The organism is Nostoc sp. KVJ3 (assembly GCF_026127265.1).
Classification (GTDB): domain Bacteria; phylum Cyanobacteriota; class Cyanobacteriia; order Cyanobacteriales; family Nostocaceae; genus Nostoc.
Window position 1 is genome coordinate 1 of record NZ_WWFG01000010.1, and the last position, 14,678, is coordinate 14,678.

Here is a 14,678-nt window from a genome sequence, read left to right on the forward strand (position 1 = left end):
CCCCTACTATCGATGATTTTGGCGATTACAATCACCGCGCCACAAACGAGTACCCCTAAACCTGCGGGAGAAAACAGGCGCTGATTCAAGTCCTGCGGGAATAAATTGATTTGGCTTAACAATAGTCCTTAGGAGTCCCTGTCATCGTCCCGTCCCCACGATAACCAATTCATTCTCGCTCACGGGCAGCCAGGGTACCGGCCCAATGAAGTAAGGGGTGCAAGTTTTCTGCTGGAATGGTGGTCGCGCACAGATCCTAAAGAATAAGCCAAAGTCGGCAGTCCCCTTGGATTCATTCACTCCAGTTAGCGCCACTTTGAACCCACTACCATACACTAGCCGCCCCGTGGGTTCCTTGCCCCCATTCACGGCGGCAAGAATTCCATAACCGCCCCTGACTTGTTGGGATGAACCAGATGCCCAACGCTTACCATACAAACTACCTTCAGAACCGGCAAAATCACCCATTTCTAAGTATGAGCATTCAATACCTGGAGGACAGGCGACTGTTAAAGTGCGGTCGCCTCTGACAACGCTGCCAGACACAAAGTAATCATTCCAGCCCTTGCGTCGCCCTTCTCTGCCGTACCAAGTACAACGGATGCGATACCCACAACGTCTATGCCAGAGCTAATAGGCTGAGGCATTTTATCAAAGGGAACTTGACTTAATTTAGGAATTTGATTGACATAGGCTTGCTGCCATGCATTGAACTTTCCTAATTGAGTTTTGTCCAACCCAGGAATTGAATCAAGCGAATATTTGCTTAGGTCAATCTTATCTAGTGTCCAGGTTTGCGGCTTGAGGATTTGAGGCTATGGCTTGAGAAATAGTGCTGCTACCCAGTCCAGCACCATTCTTAGAAAATAGAGCCGCTAATGGGGGAACTTCTGATAGGCTCAAATTGCTTAATTCAGGCATCGCCTTGACCAAGGTTTTGGGCGTTTGCCATTGCATTAATCCAAAGTCTTTGAGGGTGGGTTTGGTGGTTGTGGCTCTAGTGGGCAAAGCCACCGTCCCAATGGCCTTTAAGCTCAAGGCAGACATCTTAAAAGCATCATCTGCATCGCCAACATCACAACAGAGTCTACTTTTTGCCCTGCTGTCCACGAGCGCGAGGGGTCGTAGCCAAAAATCGAAATCAGGTTTTTAGGTATCTTTAAAAATCCTGGTTGCTGAATCGGCGGGAGCGTTTCCCATGTAATTTTTGACCAATCGGGAGCAGCAGTTTTGTACAAGCCATACGAATAATTGATTGTCGGTGTCTGTGCGACTGAGGCGGAAAGCGGAACGAAAGAAGCTATTGCAGTCAGTAGAAAGAGTTTAGATTTCATCATTTTTATTGGAGTAATCGGGACATTTTTCTTTCACTTTCAAACCTACGCGAATACAAAAAGTGGTTAGGTCTTCACGAATATATCTTAAGAAATCACTCACAATCGCCCCCATTCAAGTAATTGATCAAAAGTGGTTTTATCGACCTGAGAAAGCGAAACTGCCTCATCTCTTGTCTTGCCACGCCGCAATAGCTTGATAGCATCTTGCACCTTGTTCCAGATGGTAGATCCGGGTCGAACCTGACCTTTGCGCCCAGCTTCTGCCAGCCCAAAGCGAGAGCATTAGCATCGTTTCTCTGAATCGCACCATTTAGTGTAGTCCCAGGATTGGGGCGCATTAAGGCAACAGGCTGAGACTTTTGTACTGTTATTGTTTGTGGTCGTGGCGGCGAAGGCTGCTGGACTACTGGCGGCACTGATTGCGGTTTTTCAACTGTTAGGGGAAGTGGCGTTCGCGGACGGCTAATTGGCAATGGACGAGCTGAGTCAGATTTAATCACTAAGCTCGTGTAAGCTGGGTTGCCACTAGCGGGAACTATCTTAAATTGATAAAGATTTTCATTGGTAAGTAATGTAATTTTGAGTGCTTCCATTGCTGCTAGAGGTAACAGGAAACTTGATCGGGTCAATCTGGCGAAGGAAAATTACAGTCGCTTTGCCTCCTGTGCAGTCAGAATCGTTGCCTGATGACTGGCATAAAGCACCATTTGAAGTAAGGCGAAGCGACTGGGATCGCCGATCCAAACTTGCTTGATAGTTTCCCCTGTAGACATCAAATTATAGTTAATCCGTAACCCTTCCACACCTTTAATTCGATAGCGTTGGAGTTTGCATCGTTCTCGTAAACCGTCCGCACGGGCATTGCTGCCGCACTTGAGGCAGTAACTATTAAGAGGGTTGTAACAATAGCGAGTTTATTTAACATTTTTACAGGGAACTCTTAACTCTTAACAGGAAAGATAAAACACGTAGTATCAATATTCAGAGGAAGCGTATTCATCCGTGGGGTGTTAATTGCGAATTGCGAATTGACTAAAGCGATATTGTTTGATTAACGAATATTTGAACTGACTTGCCAGCATCGATCACGAACACTTCTTCTTTGCCACTTAACTGCTGAGAACGCGCGACGTTTGAGCTTTTGATATTTTCAAGAATGCTATTAAAGCGCCTTCACCAAAAGCAGCAGGTAGGTTTTTGTCGTCGTTGGTGGTTGAAAGCGTGGAAAATCCGTTTGAGTTAGTACTGGTTTGACTTGTGGGGCGATTTTGTATTTCTGCTGCCTTGGCAACTCCCGCGACAATCGCAGAAATGAAATTGTTACCCAGGTTGCTACCTTTACGGGACTCTGCTTTTAAGAAACTGCCGTTTTTAGCCATAATCAAAACAGCGTTTGGTGGTAGCGGTTTCTCTTGCGTATCGCCGTTTATATTGACCAATACTGAAACGCCGCGTAGTTTGGCGAAACCCGAACCATTGGACTGTGCTAGTTGAACAACTAGATAAGCACCTACGGGCAGCACGTCGCTACCATCTGAGGCTTTTAAGGGTTTTGTTAGTTTCACCAAGTAATTCTGGTTGCCCGCGTCACCAGTGCCCCAGGCGATCGGCGTTTCTAGTCTGCCCTCTGCGGTGCTGCCAACGAGTACGCGAAGAGCGTTGTAATTAATGCTAGTGTTCTGGGCGACTTGTGTAGCTCCTCCCGTACCTCCTTCAATTCCATTAGTCTTGATGGGTTTCTCGCTTTCTGATTCATCGACTGAACTCCTGAAACTGCCAGCGTTTGCAGCGAGAAGCCATTGCTGTGCGGGATCAACATGAACGGCATAGCTTGCAGCTGTTGGCATCGATTGCGGGAACGCCAAAGGAGATTGTCTAACTGGCTGGGCAATTTTGGGCTGGGGCTGCGATACTCTAGCTCTCGATAAAGTGAAGGGCGCTGTCGGCTGCCTGGCGACTGGGTAAGAACGTTTCCGCGCTGCACTGGTTGCATCGGAGGGATAACGGGTGCGATTGCGGATGGGGTTGGGCTAGGGGTTGGCGTTGGGCTTGGCAAGCGATCGCGAATCTGCTTTAACTCGTAATTTTGGCTAGTCAGAGCAAGCGCTGTTTTATCCTTGCCCGTCTCATTTTCCGGCTCTGCTAGGGGCGTTTGCTCTTTTTCTTTGGGTGGTTGCACAATGCCCTTGGAAAACTTCAGCACATTCATTGAGTTGCCTAGCATTGCCCCAATGAGCGCCACGAAGAGAAGGCAAATTAGGGCAACAACGCCCATTTTTAAGAGTGGAGATTGCGAGACTGTTCGAGCAGTAACAATTTCTTCTGGGGCGGGATTCTGTTCTGGTTGAATTGAATCATTAGCTTGAGAAGTTTTAGCGCCGTTCATCGCGGCAAAATCTTGCGATTCTATCTCAACGAAGAGGCTCTTGGTTGGGGACTCTTCGCTGGGGGAAATGACCCCTTCCACCTGCCTAGTTTGCGGAGCGGAACATGTTCTTACGTCCCCCACTTCTGTTAAGTGGTTCTCGTTCAGTTGGGGTCGAATCCCCCTTTCTGTTCCTTCTCCCCAGCTAATAGCTCCCTGCTCCCTTGCTTCTATCTCAATACTTGCCTCTGGCAAAGCTGACTGGCTGTTCTTGCTCATAAGTCTAAATCTTGGATTTTGTAAATTTCCAACCCCGCTTTACGAACACGAAAGGCGGTTTCTTGTACATCGGACGCAAATCTCGGCAGGGCAGCCGTATCTATCGCCCTGACAAATACAGTTTTGTTAAAAGCGATGGGCTTACCAACTAAATTGCTGCCTTGGAAAACAACAAGCTCTGCAACCATATCTACTTTCCATTGCCCATCCTTAATAGGAGTCGGCTGACTGATGAGGCTGACTTTTAGAATTGATTGCGTAGACCCATTAAAGACATCGGGCGGCGTGAGATTACCTATCTCCTCAAGAAATGAGGCGCGAAAATCTTCTGACAACGCAAAGCCCCAAGCCCATGTGCTAGTAGTAATCTTGGCTTTTGATGTCGATATCCCAGTGTCTAATTTTAATTGTTTGCTGGGGTCTATCTTATAATCATCGGTTGGCTTTGGTAGAGCATTCCAACTTAAAAGTCCGGTCATTGTCTGCCCGACAAAATGCGTAATAGCTTGGGGCGTTCGCTCAAGGCTCCCTATAGGAAGAACTCTGATAGATTCGCCGTCAGACAATTCTACCAAAGTCGAAGCTTTCGTCTTAGAAATTGTTGCTATCCGAGCAAAATTGAGAACTTCTATGAATAATAAAAGCGTTAATAAAACCGCATTGACTATTAAGAAAATTGGGGTAAAGTTTAACTCTTTTCTCTCTAATAATTTCATCTCCTTAACCCCACCGAGAATTTAACCCCACTAGTGAAAGCTGAAAATACAGCCATTCCGCCACCAGTACCTATGGCTACCGCGAGTAATGGCGAAAAGATGGCTTGTAAAAGTTGCAATAGCAAAGGATTGCTGGAAGGCTTAGAGACTATCGCGCTGGCAATAATACCTACAGTTATGGAGTACGAAATGAGAACCAGTGTTAGCCCTAACCAGCCAGCAAGCCAAGCATAAATAGGCTTGCTTTGAAAAGGCAGCAAAGATAGAACTAGGAAGATTGGGGCAGCGAATGCAATCATTAAGAATGACAGTTGGACAATGTATTGAAAAGCTGCTGATAGTCCACTGAGAATTACGTAAACAAAACCTTGGATTGCGCTATTGATTAGTTCGCCACTAAGGTCTAATGGGTTCCAACTTCCTCCTCCAGAACCCGCGCCAGTCTTTTCTCTAGCTTTCTGCGCGTCTTTTCGTGTATTCTCCACAGCCTGTTTGATACAAGCTTGTTTCTCGCTCAATTCTTCACCTTCCTTCTTTTCGTTGTTGAGCTTTTCGCACTTAGCTAAGGCTATCTGTGCGGCTAAGACAAAGCTTTGGTCAGCGTTTACATTCCGTATAGCATCTCTCAAATTGACCCCATTTCTCGTAATATTTAAAATACTCCTGTTTAGTCCGGTCGATACGTTTTTTAATGCGACTGTTGTGTTTGCTAGGAGGAACCCATTATTACTAAGCATTACAATTACTACTAATGGCAAAACCATCTCGGCTATGAAATCATAACCAAACCCTTCTTCTGCATACTTCCTGTACCAGCCAAATGATGCAAAGCCAATCATCACAACAGCCGCGAGGGTAGAAACAGCGACGACAGCCGTATAAATTGGGCTTGTTCCAGATGCTAATTCTAGCCAATCATTCTCAAACGATTTATAGATTAGGTCTGCGCCTGAGATAGCCCCTTCGACTATTTCGCCTGAATTCGTAGTGCCCGTATCTTCTCCAGCTTTTTGCCCTGTCGTTTGGGCAAAAAGAATAACTAAGAACGTTATCATTTGAGTTATCGTAACGTTATTGTGACTCGATTATTGATTCTTCCAGAATGAATCGTTAGCGGCAGCAGATTGGATTATCTGGCGAGTAGCGGCGTTAGATTCCTGATCCTTCGCCGCAGCTTGCTCATCAAGCCTGTTTGAAATATCGGCAAGGTTAATATTTGCAACAGCCAAGGAACGGGATTGCTTTTGTGCCTCTGAGTGGATAGACTTGGCAATCACAACATTTTGCAAGTTTTGAATAGCGACCTTTTTAAGAATGTCTTGGGTAATAACATCCTGTTGGGCTGCGGCAGCATTTTCGCTTGATTGAGCAGTGGCATCATTAGTTATTGCTGCCTCTTGCGATTGCACTCGTTGACCCTCAACTCCTAGTACTGATTCTGACTGACCGCGTGTATATTGCTGGTTCCATTCCTTAATAGCGTTTCCGGCTTGAATGCGAGGGTCTAATATCAGCAACGCGCCTTCTTGTTTCTGAATCACTTTCTCGATATTCTTGCCAGCTTTTAGGGGATCAGGAATACCCAAATCACCAACACTAGATTCAATTGCCTGGGTTAATTCAGCTTCTAACTTGCCCAAACTTTTAGTAAATTCTTTCTGATAATTACTAATGTAAGTCTGCAAGCTGCTATAAATTTGTTGAAATTGAGTTAAGAAAGATTGGTTTTGATTAGTTTGAGCGTTGGCAGGGAGGCTAGAAAAGGATGTCAAAATTGCTGCGCCTGAGATCACGATCAATCGGTTGGTATTCAAGATACAAGTCCTCCAGGGCTACTACAAAAGGTTTTTTGGTACAAAGAGATTTTACACTCGCTTGCTTTTTTACTAAATCAAAGGAAACAGCTTGAACCATTAATGTTTTAGGTGATTCTTCCTTATTTAATAAACTGGTGAAGAAGGGATCATCGAAAGGTAAAGCATTAGGTGGAAGGGTGGAAGCAGGGGATCGAAAAAGCATGACATAAGCACCTGGGTCAGCAGATTCAGAGTTAATCCCCGGTTGCTCTAATCCACTCAATCGCTTATTTTGATATTTCAATGCTCTCAGGCTGGGGGAGCGCTTGATGGCATCCTCGCCCAATTCTATGTACACGCCACAGCCATTCTTCGCTTCGCTAATAAGCTTTTCGTATTGAGCTTGGTTGTATTGCCATACTTGAAAGCCTCCTATTGACACGACACCTGCTAGTATTGCCAGCAATAGCTTCGTATGAATGACTGATGATAGAACCTTCATAATGGTTTTCCCTGTTTGATGCACTCGACATAATATTTAGAAAATTCTGCCACCCATGTGAACTTGTCTCTGTGAATTTTCTTAAACTTATCTCGCGTGGCTTGTTCTTCTCTGCTATTGGCAACCAACGCCAGCAGGGGATAGGAGGGATAATAGCGGCAGCGCACATACTTGTTGTTATAGTCGAGCAACCACAACGTATATAGCTGCTGAATATTAGGGGCAAAGCTTTCGTTTTTATCGATAATTTCTCTAGGGATGCCCAGCAACTCAGAGAAACTATTAGCCGCGCCTGGGACAATACGCCCAATCAACCGCAATGGCATATTTTGTAATATTTGTTCTCCTGCTGAGGATTTGGCGATAGAGATAACGTCCTGCGCCGCCAGAAACACTCGACAGCCTTGCTTTCGAGCCGTAGCGCATTTACGACCCGCAAGCCGCGATAATGCAGAAAATCCCAGCAAGACGCTAGCCTCATCCATAAAGAACACGCTGTTGGGCGAGGATAGCGACTGCCGGGACGCGGCGATATATGCACTCATCCCGAACACTTCTGCATCCTTGCCTGATTGCAGATTAGTCAGTGCAAAGGTAATCAACTGGCTATCTGCCTGGAAGGTTGAAGGCTTGCAGATAGCGCTACCGATACTACTAGCTTGCCAGTACTGTAACCGCAAGCGGATGTAATTTAACGCTTTTTCTACATTGTCGTCCTGATAGCCTAAATAAATGTATGCAAGCGAGAAGAATTTCTCCATATCTGCTAATGTCGGGGTATTTGCCCACTCTGGGGTGTTTATCCCTGCTTTTCGCGCTAATTCAAATCGCTCTTGGATTTCGGCATCTTCATAAAAGGCTTTTGTACCCAAAGGGATTACAGATTCTATAGTTTGTGATAGCAAGCCATCAAACTTTTGCGTTCCTAAAACTAATTGAAGCACGATTAAATTAATATCATTTCGATGGGCTTTTGTCCTTTCCTCCCACTGTGACTCAGGAATCTTTGATAGGTCTAGCGGTTGTACAAGATTGTTTGATTCCTTAGAAATATCAAAGTAAAACCCATTAAAGTAGGGCGTGAAGTCTCCAAAGGTTCCTGAACCATCATCATTTGGCAAGTCAATCATTAGTACTGACATTCCCAACGCCAAGCATTGATAAATAATAGAGGCAATTATTACCGATTTCCCACTCCCGGTAGTGCCGATTACCATCATGTTTTTCGGCTTTGATAGGTCAATGTGAACCGAGGATTGCCCCTCATCAGCAATTAATTCAAAGCCTTGTTTATCGCCATGCGCTGTTTGAACGACTGGCGTTAAACCAATTACTTCACTGGCAAAGAAAGTGGCGCGTCTGTTGAAAGGAAAAGTCAGTTGTGGTCGCTGTCTCAACAGCAAAGTGTCAAGCCATATTGACCATGTATACTGCATTTCTCTAATCAACTCAGCAGGTTGATTGATGTAGCCGGAAATCAACCGACAAGCGTCGTCAATTTCTTCTGGAGAGTTGCGGTAAACGAGAACAGTAACCGCTACATTTTCCGGTACATCACCTGTATAAAGCTGCTTTTGAGCATCAATAGAACGCTCTGTGTTAATTTGCGCTCCTACATCAATAGTCTTTTTGCTAGCACTAACCTCGGCATTTATTGACCGCCTCGTAATCAATTGCTGAGTCAACCTAATCATTTTTTGATCGGCTGGGCTAATCTCTGTTATTATCTCGACATCATAAATAACCTCGCGTGAGAATACGTCCCATAAAAAACGTATTTGCTGATGGGTTGAAGCAAACACCTCTGGTTTTTGGGCAAGCGTCATTACGCCGATATACTTCTTTTTGTCAGTACTCTGATGGGGCAAACATACCCAGCGCCTATCCGCGTAGGGTATGCCGTTATTCAGAAGTACGGATGTAGCGTGTAATTGGTCGTTATACCGCGATGGGTTGGGTGCGGCTTCGTTAATCTCTTCCCTTAATTCACCAGTATCATAAACCAAGGCATGGGGCACTTTTACAGCCTTCGCACCCATTCTATCAACTAGGTCGCTCCACAATTGCTTGTCTGATTTTGGCGAGGGAAACAAGCCCATCTCAGATAGTATTTGTTGATGGCGCAAAGAGACTATTATCGCTTTTTCAAGAACTTGAATTAAGTTTTGAAGAGTGAGTTCGGTCGCTCCTGTTGGGGTGAATTTGCGCTGTAAAAAGTTCGCCAGCTTAACTATCGCTCTATCTACCGCGTCACCTGCTTCCGTCCCTCCTGGGCGGACAGTAAAAGTCGTGTAAATACTGAGTTTGATATCCTTGCGCTGATGGTTACGTGTCAGTTCCTGAATTCGGGCAACCTGCCCCCAATCCAAAAATTCTATCTCTTGAGATACAGGGCTATCTAGTCTCTGCCGATAGCTTTCAATCACTTTCTCTTCGTCGCAAAACGAAGACCAACGAAAGGTGAATTTCTCACCCTCGGAGAACTCTTTACAGCCGTTCTCAAAAGCCTTGGCCATCGCCTCTAGTCTCTCTGATGAATTAAACAGTGGGTGAAAGCCAGTGCATTCATATCCGAATACTAATTGCAGCGTGTTGTTAGTGTCGCTTACTTGTTTTTTACTCAACAAGTAGGCTCCGATTTGATAGTTCCCCTTTTTTAGTTTTACTAAAGTTGCTAAGTCTAAAAAGTCTTCAAAGGGTACTATTTTTTGATTACGAATACTGCTTTTTACCATAGCTTAGGCATCCCTTTGGAACCCGCCCTTTTTTTGTTTTGGGGCGAAGTATATCTGATATAGCCACGAGTGAAAGTTGGAACGCTTGGGAACACTCTTGACCAGAACAAGTAAGGACGCTTCCCAGATAAAACTATCACCGTGGCACTCAACCAAACCCCAGCCAGCAGTCCCCAAACTATTCCCGCCCCAAACATAATCGCTATGATGAAGCCCACGCCAAACATAAATAACGCGACTGCAAATTGAAAGCCAGTAAAAATGCCGATTGTTGCATTTTGACCAAGTGACTGATTCACCCGTTTCATGGGCGATTTATTGTACTCGCTCATCACTAACAAGCGGCTGTAACGCCGTTAAATAAGATACTTTGAGCAATCCAAAGCACCAGGATTATGAAAAACACGCCTACGGGCTGTTGAACCATCTGCGTTACTTCCTGTCCTTCACCAATGCCGTTGGCAACCTTAAGCCCAGAAGCCACAAAGTATACAAACAAAAGCACTGTGATGGTTGCATTGATCACTGCCGGAAGTGCTTTAATCGCGGTAGTTGCCGCTGCCGCACCACCGCCACCAATACCACCAGCGCCACCGAACATACAAGTCATTGCTGTCTGAGCCGAATCGAACAAGCCCCACCCATAAGAGGGCATTGACTGCATGACAATGATTGTCGCTGTACCCGCCGCGTAAATGTGATGCTGATACTTGCGCCCAATCGCCGCGAACGCCTTAGCAAGAACTTGAGATTGTGTTCTTCGCACAGAATTATTAGATGCCAAGAAAATTGCTCCTTTCTTCATATAAAAATCACTTTTTCGCTCCTCTTTGAAGAAACTCATTCTCTATATCAGCTAAAGTATGCTCTCTAGCTAGTGAGCGAATTTCTTGAAGGGGAGCAATATGATGCTTGTATAGCTTGCTCATGCCATTTAGACCACCTGTTTTTTTGTTGGTAAATTTCTGGAATTCTGGCAAGTACTTCCGAGCTATGTTCAAATATGCTTGCAGTTGCCTTGCAGAAACCTTTGGCTTTAACATCGCCGCAACTTCTGGTCTTGTTAGTTCTTCATTTTGCCAGGTTAACCCCCCTATCCCCATGATTCTGAGAACTTCTTGCAACTTCTAACTACATATAAAAATACCCGCCTTTTTTGTGGCGGGTAATTGACATTTGCAAAAATAGAGAAAATTATACGGCGCTGTTCGGAGTATTAGCCTAGTGTGGTTCTTGTTCACAAAACACAATAGCCTTTCGCCTTTCAAGTATCTGCCTTCTTCAAGAAGGTGAGCTATTTTCGGTAAGTTATTTACCCAGTAAGCATTTCAGAAATCAGATGTCTTTGTCCTGGAACTTTACCTTGATTTATCCATTTTTCATCTAACAGGGCGCAAAGTTGGTAGACAACAAAATGGGGATTTCGTTTCGCTTTTCCTTCTAGACCCCAACTCCGAACAGTAAAATCTGCGTATCCTAAAATGCGTGAAAGTTCGGGGTAGGTTAACTTCCACTTCTTCTTAAACTCTATTGGGTGCATAGTATTTATTTGATACTTGCATAAGGAACTTATTTAATATTTATAACATAATTAATTAGTCAAATCTTTATAATTTTGTATCAAAGGATAAATAATCTTCTTATATTTATTTATCTTAACATCTTGATAAAATATATTAGCTATTATCGGATTTATCCAATTTATCTATAATAGAGATATTCTCTTTTAACCAACCAACTTTATGTCCAACACAGATACTAATTTTCAGCAACTCTTTCAACCCAAAAGTCAAGTTAATAAAGATAACAAAAATCCAACGCTATTAGCCAATCGCCTAACTCCCACTGATGACCAAATCAAAGACTGGCTACAGTCACCACAAATCAAACAGTGGCTTACAAAGCTACTAATGGGCATACCGAATAATCTCAAGATAGAAGCGATAAATACCATCATCAAAAATGTTATACAAAACCCAGATAAAGACTGTCGAGTACAATTCGGTAGTTCAACTATTGGAGTCGATGTTTTACGGTGGCAGCTTTGGGCATCCTATAAATTACCTTACGCCAGTGGAATCAAAACTCCTGATTGCCCCTATACTTTGAAAAAACATTTTGAAAAAACATTTGGATGTTTCCAACCAACTTCCCGGATGACATAATTCCGTATTTTCGTTAAATTCCCACACAATACCCGATCTATTCTTGCCAAAAGCGCCATGCTTAACTATCCATTCTTACCAAAACCATTATGCTTAACTGCCATTAACTTAGCAGATGACTAAATCTTGTATTGAAGCCAAATTTGATGACCTTAACAGAAACATTTCTTTACATCCCTTTTAGGCTCTAGCCCATGAACAGCTTTCATCGCACAAGGAGATTCTTTAGAGTTCGTAAGCCAATTGGATTTTCGATTTGAGACGATGAGTTAGCTTTAGAGCTACCCTTATAGAAGAACAGAATCTCTCAATTACTCTTTGACTCATGACGAGGCTCCTTCAAGTCGAAAAATTTCCGATTCTGATGTTGCCGGAAATCGAGGCGTATTTAGAAAGTGGACTATTTCGTGGGATTGGCAAGAAAACTGCTCAAACTTTGGTCAATTGCTTTGGAAGTGAGACTTTATCGATATTAGATAACAACCCCGAAAAGCTTTACACTGTTCCCGGACTAACTCAATATCGGATTGATGGTATTACCAAAGCTTGGTCAGAGAGTAAAAAGAATCCGAACTTGGGAGTAATTACCCAACTTTTGGCTGTGGGAACTTCATTGAAGTTAGCTTTGAAAATTTGTGACTATTACGGACACAAAACTGCAAATGTACTTCAGAACAACCCTTACAGATTAATTGATGATATTGATGGCATCGGTTTTAAGACTGCTGATGAGCTAGCAATATCTCTTGGTATCCCTCTATACAGCGATACTCGTTATATCTCAGCTTTAATCCATGTTTTAAAATCCGGCTTGCGTGAAGGGAATTGTTTTTTACCGTTTGAGCAATTAGTAAGTATTGCCACTGACCTGCTTTCTTCATCACAGCATACGCCCGATGTTCAATTTTTAAATACAATCATTCAACAGTTACTCTCCAAGGGGACTTTAGTTTCGGGTGATGTTGGTAATAGTGTTTATCTCAAAGCTGCTTATCGGGCTGAACTTTCTGTGACTTTGAAAATTCTTGCTCTCCTTGAGCAACCGACTCACCCCACTGAACATTTAGAACACTGGTTAGCCCAATTCCAAACTACTGACTATCGCCAACTTGGAAGTTTAAGTGATGAACAAATCAGCGCCTTGATGATGGCAGCCAAACATCCAATTAGCATTATTACTGGTGGCCCAGGTCGAGGGAAAACTTATGTACTGAAAACCTTGGTTGAATGGTTCATGCATACTGATAAAGCGATTGCAGCCGCTCCAACAGGGAAAGCCGCTAACCGGATGAAAGATGCTACAGGCATTGAAGCAACTACCATTCACCGTTTATTGCAATGGCAGGGAAACAATGCGGTTTTTCTTTATAACGAGGATAATCCTCTAAATCTTGATTGTCTAATCATTGATGAATTTTCAATGGTTGACATATTTCTGTTCAATTCGCTGCTCAAAGCCTTGCCCAAAAAAACCAGAATTGTACTGGTAGGAGACTTTGATCAATTGCCCAGTATTGGCGCAGGAATGGTCTTGCGAGATTTAATTGTTTCTGAACTGGTGCCTACAACTTTCTTACAGACGATTTATCGCCAACGGCACGAAAGCCCGATTATCTATGCAGCTAATGATGTCAATTCTGGCATAGTCCCCACACTGCACAATTTTAATCAAGTTTCTGATTGGATGGATGTCGGTGACTGTGCAATGATTCAAAAAGATTCCCCCCAAGCGACCTCCCAAGCCATCGTTGAGTTGGTTAAAGCTATTGGCCAGTCAGGTGTTGATTTAAATCAACAACTAATAATCTTAGCGCCCCAAAAACAAGGAGACTGTGGAGTTCACAATCTCAATCAGCTTCTTGCCCCTATCTTTAATCCAAAACAAGAAAATCAACCACAAGTTGTCTCTGGGTCAGTTATTTATCGAATCGGCGATCGCGTAATCCAACTGAAAAACCGTTATGAAACTGTCCCGCCCGTAATGAATGGCGAGATCGGTCAGGTTATTGCTGTGGAGCCGGAAAAATTTCTGGTTACGATCTCTTGGGAGAGCGGTGCTATTGTTAATTATTATCCTGGAGACTTCGAGCAAATTATGCACTCGTTTTGTATAACTTGCCACAAAAGTCAAGGTAGCCAATTTCCTTATGTGATTTTCCCATTGGTCAGGGCTAATTACCGGATGTTAACCCGTCAGCTGCTCTACACGACTATGACTCGCGCAATGGGTACATTCATCGCAGTTGGACAGCATGAAGCATTGAAAACTGCTGTCGCTACTGATAAACCCGCCCAGCGTTTTACTGGACTAACCAATCTCCTCATTTCACCTGTTGAGCAACTTAGTGAAATCTGGCAGAGTTTGAGCAACACCAGAAAAACTGCTTCTACGACTACATCTTCCCCTACTGTTACTGTCGCTTCTAGGCTACAACAACGCCAACTAACTGCAACACCTGGACAGATGACTACTATTGGTAGTCTTGCACTACAAATGTATGAATCCAAGTATGGTTATCGTCCGTCAAAACAGCCCGAACTTGTCGGCAAGTTTCGCTTTAATACTTATCACTATGAAACTACCGCAATTGAGTTGATTGATTCAGCAATTGACGCAGTTCTGCTCCAATAATAAAACCCATGCCCAACATGGGAACAACGGTCGCATTCAACCAGACTACTCTTAAATAGTTATCAGTTATTAGTAAACAGTTAAAAGTTTTGATAATTGGGTTTAAGTTCCCCACTATACGCCGCCAGGACTGATAACTGTTGACTGTTCA

19 protein-coding genes are annotated in these 14,678 nt (G+C 43.7%); 2 read left to right on the forward strand and 17 right to left on the reverse strand.

The genetic code is table 11. The features are described 5' to 3' along the window. Positions 1 to 141: 141 nt before the first annotated feature. The 17 genes from GTQ43_RS38430 to GTQ43_RS38510 form a co-directional block, all read right to left on the reverse strand. Positions 142 to 546: a hypothetical protein gene (locus GTQ43_RS38430; protein WP_265277896.1), complete on the reverse strand. Its 405-nt coding sequence runs from the start codon at positions 544 to 546 to the stop codon at positions 142 to 144. Then, positions 510 to 737, reverse strand: a complete 228-nt coding sequence (locus tag GTQ43_RS38435; RefSeq protein ID WP_265277898.1) for a hypothetical protein — start codon at positions 735 to 737, stop codon at positions 510 to 512. The genes GTQ43_RS38430 and GTQ43_RS38435 overlap by 37 nt, the downstream gene beginning before the upstream one ends. Positions 738 to 777: 40 nt before the next feature. Further along, entirely contained in the window at positions 778 to 1,047 is a 270-nt protein-coding gene (locus GTQ43_RS38440; protein WP_265277900.1) for a hypothetical protein, read from the reverse strand. Then, positions 1,035 to 1,337 (reverse strand): hypothetical protein, encoded by a 303-nt coding sequence (locus GTQ43_RS38445; protein WP_265277901.1) that lies wholly within the window; start codon positions 1,335 to 1,337, stop codon positions 1,035 to 1,037. Before GTQ43_RS38445 ends, GTQ43_RS38440 begins: the two co-directional genes overlap by 13 nt. 92 nt (positions 1,338 to 1,429) lie before the next feature. Further along, on the reverse strand, positions 1,430 to 1,966 hold the full coding sequence (locus GTQ43_RS38450; RefSeq protein ID WP_265277902.1) for a hypothetical protein: 537 nt from the start codon (positions 1,964 to 1,966) through the stop codon (positions 1,430 to 1,432). A gap of 15 nt (positions 1,967 to 1,981) precedes the next feature. Continuing rightward, positions 1,982 to 2,140: a hypothetical protein gene (locus GTQ43_RS38455; protein ID WP_265277903.1), complete on the reverse strand. Its 159-nt coding sequence runs from the start codon at positions 2,138 to 2,140 to the stop codon at positions 1,982 to 1,984. A gap of 306 nt (positions 2,141 to 2,446) precedes the next feature. Next, positions 2,447 to 2,902: a hypothetical protein gene (locus GTQ43_RS38460; protein WP_265277904.1), complete on the reverse strand. Its 456-nt coding sequence runs from the start codon at positions 2,900 to 2,902 to the stop codon at positions 2,447 to 2,449. A gap of 50 nt (positions 2,903 to 2,952) precedes the next feature. Next, complete coding sequence (locus GTQ43_RS38465) at positions 2,953 to 3,981, reverse strand: hypothetical protein (RefSeq protein ID WP_265277905.1); 1,029 nt, start codon at positions 3,979 to 3,981, stop codon at positions 2,953 to 2,955. Next, a complete protein-coding gene (locus GTQ43_RS38470) occupies positions 3,978 to 4,697 on the reverse strand; it encodes a hypothetical protein (protein WP_265276863.1) in 720 nt (239 codons plus the stop codon). The genes GTQ43_RS38465 and GTQ43_RS38470 overlap by 4 nt, the downstream gene beginning before the upstream one ends. Then, positions 4,694 to 5,752 (reverse strand): hypothetical protein, encoded by a 1,059-nt coding sequence (locus GTQ43_RS38475; RefSeq protein WP_265276861.1) that lies wholly within the window; start codon positions 5,750 to 5,752, stop codon positions 4,694 to 4,696. The genes GTQ43_RS38470 and GTQ43_RS38475 overlap by 4 nt, the downstream gene beginning before the upstream one ends. Before the next feature lie 30 nt (positions 5,753 to 5,782). After that, the gene (locus GTQ43_RS38480) at positions 5,783 to 6,469 is read right to left on the reverse strand and encodes a hypothetical protein (RefSeq protein WP_265277906.1); all 687 of its coding nucleotides are present in this window, start codon (positions 6,467 to 6,469) and stop codon (positions 5,783 to 5,785) included. Further along, complete coding sequence (locus tag GTQ43_RS38485; protein WP_265277907.1) at positions 6,453 to 6,995, reverse strand: hypothetical protein; 543 nt, start codon at positions 6,993 to 6,995, stop codon at positions 6,453 to 6,455. Before GTQ43_RS38485 ends, GTQ43_RS38480 begins: the two co-directional genes overlap by 17 nt. Beyond that, positions 6,992 to 9,730: an AAA family ATPase gene (locus GTQ43_RS38490; RefSeq protein WP_265277908.1), complete on the reverse strand. Its 2,739-nt coding sequence runs from the start codon at positions 9,728 to 9,730 to the stop codon at positions 6,992 to 6,994. Before GTQ43_RS38490 ends, GTQ43_RS38485 begins: the two co-directional genes overlap by 4 nt. Beyond that, on the reverse strand, positions 9,724 to 10,062 hold the full coding sequence (locus GTQ43_RS38495) for a hypothetical protein (protein WP_041566573.1): 339 nt from the start codon (positions 10,060 to 10,062) through the stop codon (positions 9,724 to 9,726). The genes GTQ43_RS38490 and GTQ43_RS38495 overlap by 7 nt, the downstream gene beginning before the upstream one ends. A 2-nt stretch (positions 10,063 to 10,064) precedes the next feature. Continuing rightward, positions 10,065 to 10,535, reverse strand: a complete 471-nt coding sequence (locus GTQ43_RS38500) for a hypothetical protein (RefSeq protein WP_265277909.1) — start codon at positions 10,533 to 10,535, stop codon at positions 10,065 to 10,067. 7 nt (positions 10,536 to 10,542) lie between these two features. Further along, positions 10,543 to 10,833, reverse strand: a complete 291-nt coding sequence (locus tag GTQ43_RS38505) for a hypothetical protein (RefSeq protein ID WP_265276854.1) — start codon at positions 10,831 to 10,833, stop codon at positions 10,543 to 10,545. Positions 10,834 to 11,042: 209 nt separating this feature from the next. Next, positions 11,043 to 11,270 (reverse strand): hypothetical protein, encoded by a 228-nt coding sequence (locus tag GTQ43_RS38510; RefSeq protein WP_104899588.1) that lies wholly within the window; start codon positions 11,268 to 11,270, stop codon positions 11,043 to 11,045. A 202-nt stretch (positions 11,271 to 11,472) separates the two neighbouring features. On the opposite strand from GTQ43_RS38510, the gene GTQ43_RS38515 reads away from it, so the two are divergent. Continuing rightward, positions 11,473 to 11,895, forward strand: a complete 423-nt coding sequence (locus GTQ43_RS38515; RefSeq protein WP_265277910.1) for a hypothetical protein — start codon at positions 11,473 to 11,475, stop codon at positions 11,893 to 11,895. A 325-nt stretch (positions 11,896 to 12,220) separates the two neighbouring features. Continuing rightward, positions 12,221 to 14,527 carry an ATP-dependent RecD-like DNA helicase gene (locus GTQ43_RS38520; RefSeq protein WP_265277911.1) on the forward strand — a complete coding sequence of 769 codons (2,307 nt, stop codon included), beginning with the start codon at positions 12,221 to 12,223 and terminating at the stop codon, positions 14,525 to 14,527. Positions 14,528 to 14,678: the final 151 nt, after the last annotated feature.

What these genes read in the sequence shown, in the direction of transcription:
- GTQ43_RS38490 (WP_265277908.1), bottom strand. Translation starts at nt 9,730, where the DNA reads ATGGTAAAAAGCAGTATTCGTAATCAAAAAATAGTACCCTTTGAAGAC.
- GTQ43_RS38515 (WP_265277910.1), top strand. Translation starts at nt 11,473, where the DNA reads ATGTCCAACACAGATACTAATTTTCAGCAACTCTTTCAACCCAAAAGT.
- GTQ43_RS38465 (WP_265277905.1), bottom strand. Translation starts at nt 3,981, where the DNA reads ATGAGCAAGAACAGCCAGTCAGCTTTGCCAGAGGCAAGTATTGAGATA.
- GTQ43_RS38445 (WP_265277901.1), bottom strand. Translation starts at nt 1,337, where the DNA reads ATGATGAAATCTAAACTCTTTCTACTGACTGCAATAGCTTCTTTCGTT.
- GTQ43_RS38470 (WP_265276863.1), bottom strand. Translation starts at nt 4,697, where the DNA reads ATGAAATTATTAGAGAGAAAAGAGTTAAACTTTACCCCAATTTTCTTA.
- GTQ43_RS38495 (WP_041566573.1), bottom strand. Translation starts at nt 10,062, where the DNA reads ATGAGCGAGTACAATAAATCGCCCATGAAACGGGTGAATCAGTCACTT.
- GTQ43_RS38505 (WP_265276854.1), bottom strand. Translation starts at nt 10,833, where the DNA reads ATGGGGATAGGGGGGTTAACCTGGCAAAATGAAGAACTAACAAGACCA.
- GTQ43_RS38485 (WP_265277907.1), bottom strand. Translation starts at nt 6,995, where the DNA reads ATGAAGGTTCTATCATCAGTCATTCATACGAAGCTATTGCTGGCAATA.
- GTQ43_RS38510 (WP_104899588.1), bottom strand. Translation starts at nt 11,270, where the DNA reads ATGCACCCAATAGAGTTTAAGAAGAAGTGGAAGTTAACCTACCCCGAA.
- GTQ43_RS38475 (WP_265276861.1), bottom strand. Translation starts at nt 5,752, where the DNA reads ATGATAACGTTCTTAGTTATTCTTTTTGCCCAAACGACAGGGCAAAAA.
- GTQ43_RS38520 (WP_265277911.1), top strand. Translation starts at nt 12,221, where the DNA reads ATGACGAGGCTCCTTCAAGTCGAAAAATTTCCGATTCTGATGTTGCCG.
- GTQ43_RS38500 (WP_265277909.1), bottom strand. Translation starts at nt 10,535, where the DNA reads ATGAAGAAAGGAGCAATTTTCTTGGCATCTAATAATTCTGTGCGAAGA.
- GTQ43_RS38440 (WP_265277900.1), bottom strand. Translation starts at nt 1,047, where the DNA reads ATGTCTGCCTTGAGCTTAAAGGCCATTGGGACGGTGGCTTTGCCCACT.